Here is a 14,798-nt window from a genome sequence, read left to right on the forward strand (position 1 = left end):
GATATTTGAAAGTTATCTTAAATAAACAACAAAAAGCCGAAATTGCCACAAGTGCGATTTCGGCTTTTTGTATATGCTTAAGAACTATTTATCTACCTTAAATACTTCGGTTCGATTGGACCATATGGTGGCTCTGGCTCAATATGCACATAATTTGATAATCGAATGCGAATGTCTGATGGTAAATTGTAATACTCAATTTGTCGCTGTCTTTGCAGGTTATTAAATCTCGGTGTTAAATCATGCCCGATTTCTTCAAAAGGTAGTCTCGTTAATGTTGAGAACTTGGCGCCTGCTTCATATTCCTCGACTAATTGATCATAACGCGTATGATTTTCAATTTTATTTGCGCCATGCATTATAATGAAAGTCATACAAAAACCCATTACAGCTAATACAACCAACTTGTTGCCTTTTCTTAGCCATTCTACGATTTTTTCATCACAAATTAATAATAAACAAATGACTAGTAACATATAAGTTAACAGCATATTTCTTGGTCCAAATGGTGTAATTAATAAAAATGGACCTAATAAAATGATTGCATATAAAAAATATGTATAGAAATATCGTTTATTTTCATTTTTCACTTTTGATTTCCCTACCATGATTAATAGTGCAATCAAATAGATACACATTAACATAAATTCCACTACTAGTAAGTAATAAGGTAGTGATGCGGGGCTTAATCCAACTAGATTTCGAATAATGAAATACATGGCAATTACTAGTATAGAACCTACTAAATACTTTTGCCCTTTACCGATTATTGCTAATACGATTGTAAACAATACGATGAGAATGAGATTATCTTTAAAATAAAATTCACTCCAGCTCGTGATCATCGTTGTGAATAATAACGTGAAGTCTAATCCTCCAACCTCGCGCATATTCCCTTCCGTATGATAGGCCGTATTAGAGAACATTATATAAGCGCCAACCGCTGCCCCCATTAGCCACATAATAAATACAGCTTTCTTTTCTTTATAGAATAGTGCCAATAACAATCCAATCACTGCCATAACAACGCTAGCGACAGATACGTTTTCAACGAAAAATTGTCCTAAAAACGCGACGATTCCTACGAAAAACAACTCAATCATTTTCGGCTGTTTTTTCTTGGCAACATATAAAATATATAAAATTGCCAATAAAGAAGTATTATAGTTTGCGAAGCCTGCTAACCAACCATATGTTTCACCATAAATTGAGATTGGCATAGATATAATAAGTAACATGATGAGTGGAATGCTAAATTTTCGATTTAGTAATAACCAAGTCACATACACGATTCCTGTATTAACTAAAGCATACATTGCAATTCTAAATAGTAGAGAGCGAGTAATAAAAATTTCAATTATATTCCCTAAGTAACGTCCGTTGTAATAATCGAATCCATTTTCAAGTCTTGACCATCCTTCTTCAGAACCCCATGCCCAATCATCACCTGACAGTATTAATAATGAGGCAATCACTGCATAGAATATAAAGATTGATCGCCAAATGTAACTTTTCTTAAAAGTTGTAATAATCAATGCAACTGCTCCTTATTTACTCTTTCCGCTTTAAAAACGGCTTTTTTCGAAATAATATAGTTTATAATAATGGCTAATATTTGTACGATAAATACAAAAATAAATTCATTTAATAAAGCAGGTGTTCCAATGAACCCTTTTGTTAATGCAGATGAGAAAAGAAGATAGTCATAATTAATAGCATTCAAACCTAAGAAGTGAATGATTTCTTTAGAATAGGCTACGACCGCAATATACGTAATCATCAAGTCCAAACCAAACACGAATGCTCGACCGGCTATAAACCCTGTAAGTTGTTTTAATAAATCGATTGGCTTCCATTTTTGATCTTTAAAGACGAAAATTTTATTCGTAAAGTAAGCGAATAGAATTGCTGTAATTTGAGCTGTAATGACTGCCCACATTGAGTTTTCAGTTATGTTTACAATTAAAAATCTTGTCAAAAAATAAACTGCTGTAGTGCCAATCCCAAATAGGAGATAGCGTATTTTTTCATTTTTAAATAATTTTTTCATTCTTTTTATACACTTTCTGTTTTCGCAAATCTTTGCGGTAATTGAATTTTTTCTAGTTCAATTTTTTCACCTGTATATTCTTGAACAAAATAAAGCGGTCTGTTTTTCGTTTCATGAAAAATCTTCCCTAAGTATTCACCCATGATGCCTAATGAAATTAGTTGGAAACCACCAAGCAGTAGAATTAATGTGACGAGCGTTGGATAACCTGGTACACTCGTTCCGTAAATTAATGTCGTTATGAGGATATAAATCATATAAAGCATCGAACTGAATGAGAGAATTCCGCCTAATATACCTGCGATTTTAAGTGGGAATGTTGTGTTCGATGTTAAACCATCAATACCCAGTTTTAATAAGTCCATGAATTTCCACTTCGTTTCTCCTGCAAATCTCTCCTCCGCATCGAAGTTGACTTCTTTTTTACGGAAACCAATCCACATATATAACCCTTTTGTATATCTTTGCGTTTCTTTCATTTTTCTGATACTGTCGATGCATACACGATCTAATAATCTGTAATCACCTACACCTGGCAATACTTCTACTTTTGAAAATTTAACGAGTAATTTATAGTAAATTTCGGACATTTTCTTTTTTAGAAAACTTTCGCCTTTTCGTTCATTTCTTTTTCCATATACATCAAGATAACCAGCTTCCCATTGTTCGACCATTTCAAGAATCACTTTAGGTGGATGTTGCAAATCTGCATCCATCGTAATTACTGCATCTCCTAAACAATAGTCAAAACCTGCAGCCATCGCAACTTCTTTCCCATAGTTTCTCGATAAATCGAGCAACTTCACCCTTGCATCTGCTAATGTTAAATCTTTTACCTTTTTCACACTATGGTCGATACTTCCATCATTAATAAAAAGGAACTCAAAATCATACTTTTGAGTTAGAGGTCTAATCGTTGTTGTTAGTTGCTTATAAAATGCATCGATGTTTTCAGCTTCATTGTACATCGGCACACATATTGAAATAAGCTTTTTCACTACTTACACCCTTCCATATATTGTTATATTTTAATTCTGTAACAATTTTAACATAAATTTTTTATAAATTATTATTTTTTCATTATTTAATAAAATCTATGTATAAAACGGTGTTTCGCCCTCTAAATAAGTAAATTTACAGCAAGCTAATATTACATTTCTCTAACAAATCTTTCAAAGCAGGTCTTGAATTTCCATCTCTTCCTATTATTTTATGTGCTGTAATCATCGAGTTCAATACTGCTTCCTCCGTCGCTTCACCAACTGCTCTAAAAGCGACATCGATCACGTCTTCTGGAATTTGAGGAATCGTTATTAATTTCGTTTTTTCATCGTGTGAAATTCTTGTCGCAGTTGAAAAACCAAATACGACTTCCCCACTACCTGTTGTAATAATAGAACCTGTTCGAGATAGTCCTGTCACCGTTCTTTTCAAAATTCTTTGAAGTTGTCTTTCTGAAACGGGTAAGTCGGTCGCAACAATTGTTATGACAGAACCTTTATCTTCTTCCTTATACACTTCATCTAATTTTTGCTTTAATTGCTGACCAATTGGATTTCCTTGAATTATGAAGTCTTTCAATATGCCAAAGTTCGTCAATACGAGTACACCTAATGTATAAGAACCAAATTCAAAGTCCATTATTCTTGAAGCAGAACCAATCCCGCCTTTTAATGAATAGCAAAGCATACCCGTTCCCGCGCCAACTGCTCCCTCCTCAAATACCTCATCACAGTTATTCAATGCTTCTCGTATATGCTCGGGTTTTACAAATTTACCTCGAATATCGTTGAGGATCATATCATTACACTCACCGATTACTGAATTTACCGTACCTGTCGTTCGTCCAATTTCAGGATTTTGTTCTAACATATAATCAATTAAAGTATCTGCTGCAATGCCTGTACTTAAAGTATTTGTCAAAATAATCGGTGTTTCAATGGCCCCAAGCTCAGCCAATTGAACCGTCCCCATCGACTTACCAAAACCATTAATGACGTGACTTGAAGCGATTAATTTCTCTCTGAATACATTTCCGCTATGCGGTAGAATTGCTGTGACACCCGTCTGCATATCCCCTTCGCTTAATGTAACATGTCCTACTTTTACTCCTTTAACATCTGTAATCGCATTTAAAGGACCTGTGCGCATTTCCCCAATCTCAATTCCGTAATCTCGCATTCTTTTTTTATGATGCATTTGAAACACCCCTTTGGTTTATGTATGTTTATTTCTCTTTTAAACTGTATCCCCTTGCACAGGCTCTACTCCACCTTCAAATCGAATGCGTAGCGAATTGGCTTGCTCTATATGTGGACAATCCATTACTTGAAAGTGAATATGAGCTTCAGAAGAATTCCCCGAGTTGCCACAAAGCGCAAGTAACTCACCACTTTTTACTACATCGCCTTGTTTCACTACGGTACTATATTGCTTCAAATGGGCAATCAAACTATATTCTCCTTCCGCATGTTCGAGAATGATATAGTTTCCTAAAAAATCTGCTTCATTCATCTCACCTACTGGTTGGTCTGGAATATGCTGAATGACTTGAAGTACTTTTCCGTCTAATGGAGCCACTACTTTAGCTCCAAAAGCAAAATAATCTTCATTGTGTATTCCTTCATTTTTAAATGCTTGATGATCGACAACACGTATTAAATCATAGGCATAGCGCTGATGAGGATAGAGATAATGGTAGTTTTCAAATTCGTTCGTGCCACCCCAAAATACAAACCATTCGTCACAAATGGGCATGTGATATGTGTTTTTTGTCCACAGATGATCTGTGTCAAATTGATAGTAAGGACGCAATGTAAAGCCATGAATCATTCCTTGTAAATCGGTCACGATATGAACTGCTTTTTCACACTGTTCATCAACAAAAAGAATTTGAATCGAATTCATTAGCTTTTTTTCGTATTGACGTTTTAATGCGCTAACTCCTTTTAAAAAGCTGCGACACATTCTGCTAAAACGCCAATAGGAAATCTGCTTTTGAAAACTCTTTGATGTGCACTTATAATATTTTTTCCATTCGCCTTGTACAAATTCCACTTCAAAGTTTGATAACATTCACTTTCTTCCTTTCATTAAAAACTGAATAAACTTCTCTACTTCCACTGTGCGTACTTTGGTTAAAAGATAGGTCGTCGAAGTCGGTGGTGAGATAACTTGTGCTTGGATTGTCATGACTTCGTTCATTTCTTGAATCATCGAATAAGGTAGATAGGCACTGCCAAGCCCTGCTTCATATTCTGCGAGTAAATTATTCGCAAATATATAAAATCGCTTCCCTGCCGCTGTTAACGTGACACGATTACTCGTGCGATGAAATAACTTTGTATGAATGACTTCTTCTAAACGCTGAATATGTAATCCAGGAACATACTTTGTAAAACTGATTCTAAAACATGCAAATTAAAACTCCCTTTAACTTTTTTAAAACCAAAGTTAAAGGGAGTTTTTTGTTAACTACTTCTCACTATTTTTAAAAGCTTTAGAGGTTAAAGTTAATTCACTTTTTTCAGCATTATATACAACACTATAATCTTTATAAACCGCCATAATTAGTGATATGCCGATTGCACTAGCAATAATAATTGCTGGAACAGCGCTAGCTACTCCAACTCCTGTTGCAGCACCTGTACCTGCTGTACCTGCTGCTCCTGCTGCTCCCATTAAGAACGCAACAGATGTACCTCCCGTTGCTGGTGCTGCTACTAATCCTATTGCAGCTGTCCCACCGACTCCTGCTAAAATCGTTGCAATAGCAACTTTACTCATCTTAGTAATTCTTTTAGATGCATGTACTTTTTTAGCTAAATCACCTTTGATAATAATCATTTTTTCTTTATTCTTTACTGCTAGCTTTAATTCTTCTTTCGTAGAAACTTCGATTGGGTTCATGATATCGACTCCTTTACTATTTTTAATAATTTACCACCTGTCCCTCTAAAATAAAATAAGATTTAAGTTTATTATATAAATAGACACTATTTTTTGACATAATTTCAAAAAGTATATTAAATGGACTTTTAACGTCTATTTCATATCATTCTCGATACTTTTCTATAAAACTAACTATTATTTCAATCAGTGAATAGATTTTCTATATAACTTTTTCAATTTCTTTAAATTCTATTCCTACTTCTTATTCTGAATACCTCGAATTGTACTTTTGGGAATAGATGGATTATGTTCAACAATATAAATTGACCCTAAAATTTAATTACTACCTTACCTTTTGTTTTTCCTCTCGCTACTAAATTTAGTGCATCATTTATATCATTGAGTGAGAATTCTGTAGGATCAATAGCTGGTACAATACTATTTTCTTCAACAATGCGTGTAATTTCTTCTAATTGTTTTCCATCAGCTCTTACAAAAAGAAAGCGATATTGAATACCTTTTTCCCTTGCTTTCTTATCAAATTTAGCACCTGCTAATCCGAAAATAATTTGTTTCCATTTAGGAAATCCTTGATCTATGGCAAATTGTTTATTTGGTGCAGTACGAAGGCTCAGTAAACGACCACCTGGTTTTATAATGGCTAACTCTCGTTCGAATTCATTAGCGCCAAGCGTATCGATGACAAAATCAACTTCGTCTATCTTTTCCCAATAGTTCTCCTTCGTATAATCAATATATTGATCTGCACCAGCATGTAAGGTTCTCTCTTTAGCAGAAGGACTCCCTGAAACAATAACTTTCAATCCCATAGCTTTAGCAATCGGTATAGCCATTTGCCCGAAACTTCCTGACCCTCCTGGAATAAATAGCGTCTGTCCTTCTTTCGCTTCTAATTCCTCAGTTAAACTTTGATATGCTGTCAAACCTGTTAAAGGTACAGCAGCTCCTGTAACAAAATCTAAATTTCGAGGTAAATGCCCAATATATTTAGCATCAACTGCAACGTATTCTGCAAATGCTCCAATCTTTTGAATAGGGAGCCTTGTATAAATTGGTTCGCCAACTTTAAAATTATCTACTTGATTCCCTACTTGTTCGATCACTCCTGTTAATTCATTTCCTAATATAAGTGGCATCTTGTAGTCCTGTATTAATTTCACACTTCCTGTCATATTTAATATTTCTAGTGGATTGACTGCTGCAACTTTAACTTTCACTAACACTTCTGTATCTTTAATAGTCGGTACCGGCATATCAACAATTTGCGCCTCGATATTTTTTGAATATTTTTGTATTTGAGCAGCTTTCATTTTCTCTGTCTCCTTTTGAATTCATCTCTATTTACAATCACATTTTTAGAACGAACATTCTAAAATAAAAAAAGAAAAAGAAAGTTATGTTAAAACTTTCATTATTAGCTCAATCATACTTTCTAATTCCTTTTTCGAATAATTCGTTTTCACTAATACTCTTAAACCAATCAAATTATTGTGTAGAAATCGTGCCGTCACCTCTGTATTTAAATCTTTCGAAAACTCACCTCGATGTTTCCCTTCTGTTAGAAGCTGACTAAATAGCTCTTCTGTATCATCAAACATCTTAGTCGTCAAACTTTGAATTTCTTTATCTAATAAGGATAATTCCACAGCTGTATTCACTACAAAACAACCAGCTGGATAACTATTTCCTTCTGCCATATCCATTACATAATTAAATATTGCTCTAATCGATGTTTCGATTGATGAAGATTTCTCTATAATTCTCGTTAATTCTCCAAAAACAAATGTTTCGTACCATTTTAAAGAAGCTAAAAATAAGGCATGTTTGTCTCCAAATGTATCATAAATACTTCTACGATGAATTCCCATGTGTGTCACTAAATCTTGCATCGATGTTTTTTCATATCCTTGCCTCCAAAAAAGTTCCATTGCCTTTTGCAAAACAACTTTTTCATCAAATTCCTTATGCCTAGCCATACCCATTCCTTCTTCCCAAAGTACTAAAAATTCAAAAACTCTTTTTAGACTGAACGTTCTAGAAAAAGAATATACAATATTTCATCATTCGTAAAGTTTTTTATTCCACTCTTTTTTAGAAAACAAAAATAATTTACATTTTTTGTTTATTTTATATATTTTTAGTTTTATAAATGGTAATATTATGTAGTTACATTAGAACCATATTTATACAACCTAACATTAAAGGAGACTAGCTACATGAAAAAAATAGTGGGTATTTTATTTGCATTCACACTAACAATTGGCACATTTTTATCTTTTAACACAAGCTCAGCACAGACAAAATCTTTAGAAGAAGAAATTCAAAAATTTTGCGGACCAGACTTTTATTATGCATTTAATAATGGAAATGATAATCCAGAAGCAAAAGTTGGTGAAACATTCCATGTTGACTTTGCTTGTGATGGTACTGCAGTAGAATATAATGCCTATATTCGCGTATCATATCCTGTGCGCCCTTCATTCAAAGAGTTTATTTACGGCAGTAAAGCATTCTCAGATCAAAAAAGTTACCAAATTAAAGTCGATCACTCTGGTAATGCACAAGTCGTTTTCACATTTAAAGATGCAAAAGGCAAAGAATTAACTTTTGATAGTGAACAAATTGAAGTTTACAGTACAAAAGCACCTAAAATGACAGGTATTGAAGGTAGCACAGATTTCATGGAATTTAAAAAGAAGTCTACTTTCACAATCAAAAATAAGCAAACACTTTATGTCAACCCAATTTCAAATGCTGATGAGATGAACTACACATTTTCAGCACAACTACTAAATAACAAGAAAAAAGCAATAGCTAAAAAATATGTATCTGAAGAAGGTGCTCAAACTTTCGGTGTCAAACCACCTAAAAAAGGAACATACTATGTAAAAGTGACCCAGAAAAACTTTTATACAGGTAAAACTTCTTCTAAAACATGTAAATTGATTGTGAAGTAAACTAGAAAACCCCCTTTAACTTTTTTTAAACCAAAGTTAAAGGGAGTTTATTTTGTTAGCTATTACTCATTATTTTTAAAAGATTTAGAGGCTAAAATTAATTCGATTTTACAGTATTCCTCTTTTTAAAAACTGCGTATAATCATGGGTTCATTTTTTACAGTATGTTTTACAATATAATTAATTTTATGATCAAATGTTTTATAGCAGTTTGGGCAATGCACATCCCAGCTTTCCCCCACTTGGATATTATAATTATGAGTTGGATACTTATAAAGCTGCCTTGCGAGATATTTAGGATATCCATTATAATAAAATAGCTTCATGTTTCGACCGTGATATGAACAGGAACTACAAAAATTCGCAACCCACACTTCTTCGCACACACTACAGTTATAAAGAATTTTTCGACTTATTTTATTTTGAAATTCCTTTGTATTTTGAATGGTACCTTCAACAAACTGACCACATTTAGGACAGCAATGATCTAATCCACTATTTTCGTGTAGTAATCTTTTTAAATAGATTTGGAGATTTTTACTTTCAGATGGTGTGAAGTGAAAATGTGCAATTGTGTGTTGATTATTCTCTGTATTCACCTGCTTTTCTTTTACATTCCAATTTAAAGATTTTATATCTGTATGTATTAGTGTAGCTGACTTAACTTTCAATTCTCCACCAAATAAATCATTTAAATATCGTGTACCTGAGTGTTTTAAATCGTTTAAAAGAGTTTGTTCTCCTTTAGTCATTTCACTATAACATTTATACTTCGCATCTAATGTGTGAAGACTCCATTGTTTATTTTCTTTTTCAAAAAAACCAATAACGAAGTCTGGACGATAGCCAGACCCATCAAAAGTAAAGTCATAATAAATACCAATATCAAATGGACGATTTTCCATTCTGAATTGTTTTTTATACCCACTTATCGATTTTGAATCTTTATATTTTTTTTGAATATCTACAACAAATTCATGTGCATCTAATCCCCACTCACTAAAATAATGAATTATTTTTAGTAATACCCAAACTTCATAAAGTGTGGGTGATTTTAATAAAGATTGAATAAATGCTCTAAATGTTTCTGTTAAAACCGGAGATAGTTCTTCATAAGCTAAATAAATTTCATATACTTCACTGTAAATGGGATGCATTCTAAAAGTATGTGTTTCTTCAATCGTCATAGGCTCACATTGTAAAAGTGGTACATCTAAAATCTCATTTACTTTATTCGCTGCATCATTCCAAATGAGAGATCTCTGTTGTAACTTCGCGCAATCTGACAATAAAATATTTATGAGTGAACGAAATTTAAATACTAAATTAGATTGTTCTTTTCTTTCTACATCTTGCAATTCCCTTATTTCATCCATAAGAAGGATTAGTTGCTTTTTCTCCATTGCTACTTCTACTTCTATTCTACGTTGAAATTCTTCTGCCATAAATCGAATCATTTGATGTTCTTTAATATCATATGTTTTCTCTATTACATCGGCCGTCACTCTTCCATTTTGTTTTATTGAATTTTCAATGATGATCGAAGGCTTCCACTTTTTCACTTGATGTATATGTATTTTTTGATACTATGTCAAGAAAATGGACAGAGGAAATTGAGATTTCGCTCTGAATCTATCGCGCTATCGCTTGCTCGCCTCACAAATAATTTAAGGGGCGTAACCCTTAAATTATTTGTGAGGTTAAAAGGGGTAGATTATATGACTCTAGCTTTCTGTAAAACTTCGAAATATTGCTTTTCGTATGCAACTGGCGACATATAATTTGTATATGAGTGGATCCGTTTGTAGTTATAGAAACTAACGATGTATTCAATGATACTTTTCTTGGCTTGATCTCTCGTTTTATACTTTTCGTGAAAAACTAGTTCTCGTTTGATCACGCTATGAAACGACTCAATACATGCATTATCGTAACAGTTTCCTTTTCTGCTCATGCTTGTGATGATTCCGTTAGTTCGTAATACTTGTTGGTATTCCTTCGATGCATACTGGCTCCCACGATCAGAGTGATGAATAAGTCCAGAAGTTGGAGATTGAGCTCTAATTGCCCGTTTTAAGGCAAGAATCACTAACTCTTTTGTCATCCTCGCATCCATCGCCCATCCGATAATTCTCCTTGAAAACAGCTCCATAATTGTCGCTAGATACAACCATCCTTCACTTGTCCATATATACGTAATATCCGCTACCCATACTTTCCCAGGTCGGTCTACTTTGAATTGCTGGTCTAATAGATTCGAATAGATTGGTAGATTATGTTTTGAATTCGTCGTCGCTTTGTATTTTTTCACTGTTTTTGAACGTATTCCTTCATTTTTCATAATTCTCGATACTGTTTTTTGTGATACATGGACTCCTTCCGAATTCAATTGTTTTGTGATTTTAGGACTACCATAATTTCTTCTGGAATCTAAATACACTCGTTTTATTTGGCTTGTTAACTTTTCTTTACGCTCTTTTTGCTTACTTTTTGGGCGGTTCAGCCACTCATAGTAACCACTTCTTGAAACACCTAATACTTCGCACATCTTTGCCACACGGTATTCGTGTCGGTGCTGTTGAATAAAGTCATAAATTACTTCTGGTCTTTTGCAAAGATGCTCATAGCCTTTTTTAAGATGGCATTTTCCTCTTCTAGATCACGGATTCTTTTTTGTAACTCTTTATTTGCCTTGTCCTCTGGTTTTAAATTTCCGCTACCAACAAAAGCAGCTTCTCCATCTTTACCAAATTTTCTAACCCAGTTGTGTAACGTTTGTTCCGCAAGGTCTAGCTCACGTGCAACTTCCGCAACTCTCTTGCCACTTTCAACTAACTGTACTGCCTCTAATTTGAATTCTTTGTCGTAACTTTTTCGATTGGTCATTTTAGACACTCCTAGTAAATTATTGAGACTATTATACTTTATAAACTCCCAATTTACTGTGTCCATAATTTAGACTATCATCATTTTGTCTATTTACAGTCAACTGTTGTTCAGGATCTTCCATAATCTTAAGTGTATATTCACTAAAATGATTCAATAACTCTATGAATTCTCGTTGAGGATATAAAGGAAATTGTACTCTTTTTAAGATATTTTCTTCCTGTATATTTCTTTCTGATAAATCATATGAAAAGAGTTCAAATAGCTTTCTCACTTCAAGTTGTATTTGTTTATACTCTTCTAGTGACATTGTTCCAGGTGTAATGTTTACGATTGCTGTTTCAATTTCTTCATTTTTGTCGTTATAAGCGACTACTTCAAAACTACCTCCTGCATTTATGCCAAATATACCATCTGTCTTTTGATTATAATTATCTTCAATCCACTCTTTTGGACGATGATACCAAATTCGACTGTCTTCATCTAAAGTTAACCGGACTACTTCTTGATTGAATTGCTTTACAATAACGCGATTAGCTTCTTCTTTTGTTAGAATACCAATTTGCGTCATTTTCTTTCGTTGTCGACTGTATTCATAAGTAAAATATTCTTTACCATCAAATTGAAGCTCATCGTATGCAAATAAGCGGTTATGTTTTTGAATATGATATAATTTCACATTGTCACCTACCAAAAATTAACTGTATGTTTTGTGTTTAACATTTTTCTGAATTTTTCTAATGATAATGGATATGGTTGTAACTGATTTATTACGTTTGCAGCAATAGCTTCAATATCCATTCGTTTGATTTCAATTCTTGGAAGTATTTTACCTAAAATGATGTAGTCAAGAAGTTCATTTTTTTCAATATTATTTTTAGCATAACTTAAGAAGTTTCGAATATGTTTTAATCCACGACTATTCAATGCGGCATTTGGATAACTTTCAAATAAAGCCGAAATCTCTTCTATTTTTCTCATAGTGTCTTCAATTAGTGAGGCTTCTAAAATAGCATCTTCAAATATTGAATAATTCATTTCTACCTTCCCTACTTCTCTCCCAATTCCTCGTTTTATAGCTTCCTTTTCTTGCGAAGTTAAATGGTTAATTTCTATAATAAAACTACGATCAATAACTTTTGGACTAAGTGGCTTAACTGTGTGATCCATATTTAGCGTACCTATAAAACGCACATTTTTAGGTATTTTAAAGATTGGTGGATATAAATCAATTAATTCTCTTGCAGTTTGTTGTCTTTCTAAATCCACGTCTTCTTTCAACAGTAACATTTTGGCTGTACTCCAGTGTCTTTTAGGATACAAACGTAAAGATGGTACTTTTTCTTCTCGAGCACTTAAAATCTCTGAAAAATAATATTCAACATGCGCTAAATTCATTTCATCTAAACAAATTAAAAATAGCTTAGATTTATTTTTATCTAATGCGGCTTCTGCCATTGCTTCCATAAAAGGAGTTGGTATAAATGCTTTATCCATAGGATGAAAATAACCTAACAAATCTTGTGTATCTGTCCAACTCGTTTGAACTGGTATCATTCTTACCTCTACATTTTCAACAGCATTTGCAAATGCATGCACAATACTCGATTTACCCGTACCAGAAGGGCCTGCTATAATTGTTAAAATATTGGCTTGTAATGCATAGACAAAACTTTTAATTAAGTCTTTTTTATAAATTAAATGTTGTTCATCATTATAATAAAATAAAGATTGTAAAGTAGAAATAAATTGTTCTGGAATATAAGGAATACGATTTATTTTTGAGATTTCTTCTTCTAACTCATCCATATTTGTTAACTCATCTATCTTGATTAATACTTCATGCCACTCTTTTCTTTTTTCATCTAGCATTTCTTTTTCTTGATTCAACTCTGCTGTTTGTTTGGTAATTTGTTCTCTCACATTATCTAATTGTGTTAACTGTTCCGATAGAGAAACTTGTACTTCTATACTTGTATCAAGTAATTTTTTTGTAATAATAGATTTTATTATTTCTTCATTTTTCTCTTCTATTCGAAATACCTCATATGCTTTTTCAATGTAACTTTCATCTGCATAGTCAACTAAAGCCTGATGTAACGTTTGTGGTACAATCTCTGCACTACTGAAATCTACATATAATAACGAAGCGAGAAAACGTTCATTGTGTGTAGATTTAAAATGGACTGATACAATATCGCCTACTTTGAGCCTATTTTTATCATCCACATAATCAATGGAATTTGATACCTCCCATTCAGTCTCTAAAAAAGGATGTGGAAGAATGACATATCCTTCATTCGTTAATTGGATCGGAACACCAATAATTTTTTTGGAGTTAATTTCAATTATTTTTAGTAACCCCCTCCCTTGAAGGTATTTCTTAAATTCAAATACAAATTGTTTTACTAAGTCTTTAGATAATGTTTTTTCATCATAAGCATGACGCATTTCAGTAATTAAACTATTCATATCTTCATTCAACCATCTTCTATACGCATGAAGATGTTTATCTTCTGAATCGTGATTTATAATTATTTGAGAAGTTATTTCCTCTCCAAATGTTTCTAAGTATGTTTTAGTTACACCTAATATTCCTTGTGCTATTAACGTATTTTTTTGTTTTTGAATTTCTTGATACTCATTTAACTCGATAGCAGTCTTTAATTTTTGAAGTAATTCTGTTAATTCTTTACCATTAGATAAATTCATATTTTCAAAGTAAATTTTGAAGTTTTTCTTTCGTTTTGTTTTCGTACCAGATTTCATAAAATTTAAAATGTCATTTACTATATGTAAGTGATTCATACTTATTTCTTCATCGGTTAGTAATAAATTTTGAAATGCTAAAAAAGACTGACTGTAACCTTCTAATTCTTCGTCCTTATTCATAACATCATTCATAATAATCTTCTTCCTCTTTCTAATTACATATTTAATAATTTCTTTATCATAACTTTATAACTATACTATTATATCATTACCATCATTAG

The 14,798-nt window shown here is 32.8% G+C and carries 14 protein-coding genes and 1 pseudogene; 1 reads left to right on the plus strand and 14 read right to left on the minus strand.

Features of this window, described 5'->3' with window-relative positions:
- Nucleotides 1-92: 92 nt before the first annotated feature.
- From MHB75_RS09090 to MHB75_RS09130, 10 genes and pseudogenes are all read right to left on the minus strand, one after another.
- Complete coding sequence (locus MHB75_RS09090; protein ID WP_340997216.1) at nucleotides 93-1,535, minus strand: hypothetical protein; 1,443 nt, start codon at nucleotides 1,533-1,535, stop codon at nucleotides 93-95.
- Entirely contained in the window at nucleotides 1,532-2,050 is a 519-nt protein-coding gene (locus tag MHB75_RS09095; RefSeq protein ID WP_340997217.1) for a GtrA family protein, read from the minus strand. Before MHB75_RS09095 ends, MHB75_RS09090 begins: the two co-directional genes overlap by 4 nt.
- Nucleotides 2,051-2,055: 5 nt before the next feature.
- The gene (locus MHB75_RS09100) at nucleotides 2,056-3,048 is read right to left on the minus strand and encodes a glycosyltransferase family 2 protein (RefSeq protein WP_340997218.1); all 993 of its coding nucleotides are present in this window, start codon (nucleotides 3,046-3,048) and stop codon (nucleotides 2,056-2,058) included.
- Between the two features lie 136 nt (nucleotides 3,049-3,184).
- Nucleotides 3,185-4,249, minus strand: coding sequence for a DmpA family aminopeptidase (locus MHB75_RS09105; RefSeq protein ID WP_340997220.1), 1,065 nt, complete (start codon nucleotides 4,247-4,249; stop codon nucleotides 3,185-3,187).
- Between the two features lie 39 nt (nucleotides 4,250-4,288).
- Nucleotides 4,289-5,125 carry a M23 family metallopeptidase gene (locus tag MHB75_RS09110; RefSeq protein ID WP_340997223.1) on the minus strand — a complete coding sequence of 279 codons (837 nt, stop codon included), beginning with the start codon at nucleotides 5,123-5,125 and terminating at the stop codon, nucleotides 4,289-4,291.
- A complete protein-coding gene (locus tag MHB75_RS09115) occupies nucleotides 5,126-5,266 on the minus strand; it encodes a hypothetical protein (RefSeq protein WP_340997225.1) in 141 nt (46 codons plus the stop codon). It lies immediately after the preceding gene.
- An 87-nt stretch (nucleotides 5,267-5,353) separates the two neighbouring features.
- A pseudogene (locus MHB75_RS15105) lies at nucleotides 5,354-5,455 on the minus strand (hypothetical protein); the annotation flags it as partial.
- Nucleotides 5,456-5,524: 69 nt separating this feature from the next.
- Complete coding sequence (locus MHB75_RS09120) at nucleotides 5,525-5,959, minus strand: hypothetical protein (protein ID WP_340997228.1); 435 nt, start codon at nucleotides 5,957-5,959, stop codon at nucleotides 5,525-5,527.
- Nucleotides 5,960-6,270: 311 nt separating this feature from the next.
- The gene (locus MHB75_RS09125; protein ID WP_340997230.1) at nucleotides 6,271-7,272 is read right to left on the minus strand and encodes an NADP-dependent oxidoreductase; all 1,002 of its coding nucleotides are present in this window, start codon (nucleotides 7,270-7,272) and stop codon (nucleotides 6,271-6,273) included.
- Nucleotides 7,273-7,356: 84 nt separating this feature from the next.
- Nucleotides 7,357-7,938, minus strand: a complete 582-nt coding sequence (locus MHB75_RS09130; RefSeq protein WP_340997232.1) for a TetR/AcrR family transcriptional regulator — start codon at nucleotides 7,936-7,938, stop codon at nucleotides 7,357-7,359.
- Nucleotides 7,939-8,178: 240 nt separating this feature from the next.
- Between MHB75_RS09130 and MHB75_RS09135 the strand changes: the two genes are divergently transcribed.
- Nucleotides 8,179-8,919, plus strand: coding sequence for a hypothetical protein (locus MHB75_RS09135; protein ID WP_340997235.1), 741 nt, complete (start codon nucleotides 8,179-8,181; stop codon nucleotides 8,917-8,919).
- Between the two features lie 125 nt (nucleotides 8,920-9,044).
- On the opposite strand, the gene MHB75_RS09140 is transcribed toward MHB75_RS09135, so the two are convergent.
- The 4 genes from MHB75_RS09140 to MHB75_RS09155 all read right to left on the minus strand — a co-directional run bounded on the left by MHB75_RS09140 (nucleotide 9,045) and on the right by MHB75_RS09155 (nucleotide 14,709).
- A complete protein-coding gene (locus MHB75_RS09140; protein WP_340997238.1) occupies nucleotides 9,045-10,481 on the minus strand; it encodes a hypothetical protein in 1,437 nt (478 codons plus the stop codon).
- A gap of 152 nt (nucleotides 10,482-10,633) precedes the next feature.
- Nucleotides 10,634-11,805 (minus strand): IS3 family transposase gene (locus tag MHB75_RS09145; RefSeq protein ID WP_340995027.1). Its coding sequence is split into 2 segments (ribosomal slippage): nucleotides 10,634-11,544 and nucleotides 11,544-11,805, totalling 1,173 coding nucleotides; the frame shifts between segments, so codons are not numbered across the junction.
- Nucleotides 11,806-11,836: 31 nt separating this feature from the next.
- On the minus strand, nucleotides 11,837-12,484 hold the full coding sequence (locus MHB75_RS09150) for a hypothetical protein (protein WP_340997240.1): 648 nt from the start codon (nucleotides 12,482-12,484) through the stop codon (nucleotides 11,837-11,839).
- Nucleotides 12,485-12,492: 8 nt separating this feature from the next.
- Complete coding sequence (locus tag MHB75_RS09155) at nucleotides 12,493-14,709, minus strand: AAA family ATPase (RefSeq protein ID WP_340997241.1); 2,217 nt, start codon at nucleotides 14,707-14,709, stop codon at nucleotides 12,493-12,495.
- Nucleotides 14,710-14,798 lie beyond the last annotated feature (89 nt).

Source organism: Kurthia sp. FSL E2-0154, from assembly GCF_038003625.1.
In the GTDB taxonomy this organism is placed as follows: domain Bacteria; phylum Bacillota; class Bacilli; order Bacillales_A; family Planococcaceae; genus Kurthia; species Kurthia gibsonii.

What these genes read in the sequence shown, in the direction of transcription:
- MHB75_RS09095 (WP_340997217.1), bottom strand. Translation starts at nt 2,050, where the DNA reads ATGAAAAAATTATTTAAAAATGAAAAAATACGCTATCTCCTATTTGGG.
- MHB75_RS09105 (WP_340997220.1), bottom strand. Translation starts at nt 4,249, where the DNA reads ATGCATCATAAAAAAAGAATGCGAGATTACGGAATTGAGATTGGGGAA.
- MHB75_RS09110 (WP_340997223.1), bottom strand. Translation starts at nt 5,125, where the DNA reads ATGTTATCAAACTTTGAAGTGGAATTTGTACAAGGCGAATGGAAAAAA.
- MHB75_RS09115 (WP_340997225.1), bottom strand. Translation starts at nt 5,266, where the DNA reads ATGATTCAAGAAATGAACGAAGTCATGACAATCCAAGCACAAGTTATC.
- MHB75_RS09120 (WP_340997228.1), bottom strand. Translation starts at nt 5,959, where the DNA reads ATGAACCCAATCGAAGTTTCTACGAAAGAAGAATTAAAGCTAGCAGTA.
- MHB75_RS09125 (WP_340997230.1), bottom strand. Translation starts at nt 7,272, where the DNA reads ATGAAAGCTGCTCAAATACAAAAATATTCAAAAAATATCGAGGCGCAA.
- MHB75_RS09130 (WP_340997232.1), bottom strand. Translation starts at nt 7,938, where the DNA reads ATGGCTAGGCATAAGGAATTTGATGAAAAAGTTGTTTTGCAAAAGGCA.
- MHB75_RS09135 (WP_340997235.1), top strand. Translation starts at nt 8,179, where the DNA reads ATGAAAAAAATAGTGGGTATTTTATTTGCATTCACACTAACAATTGGC.
- MHB75_RS09155 (WP_340997241.1), bottom strand. Translation starts at nt 14,709, where the DNA reads ATGAATGATGTTATGAATAAGGACGAAGAATTAGAAGGTTACAGTCAG.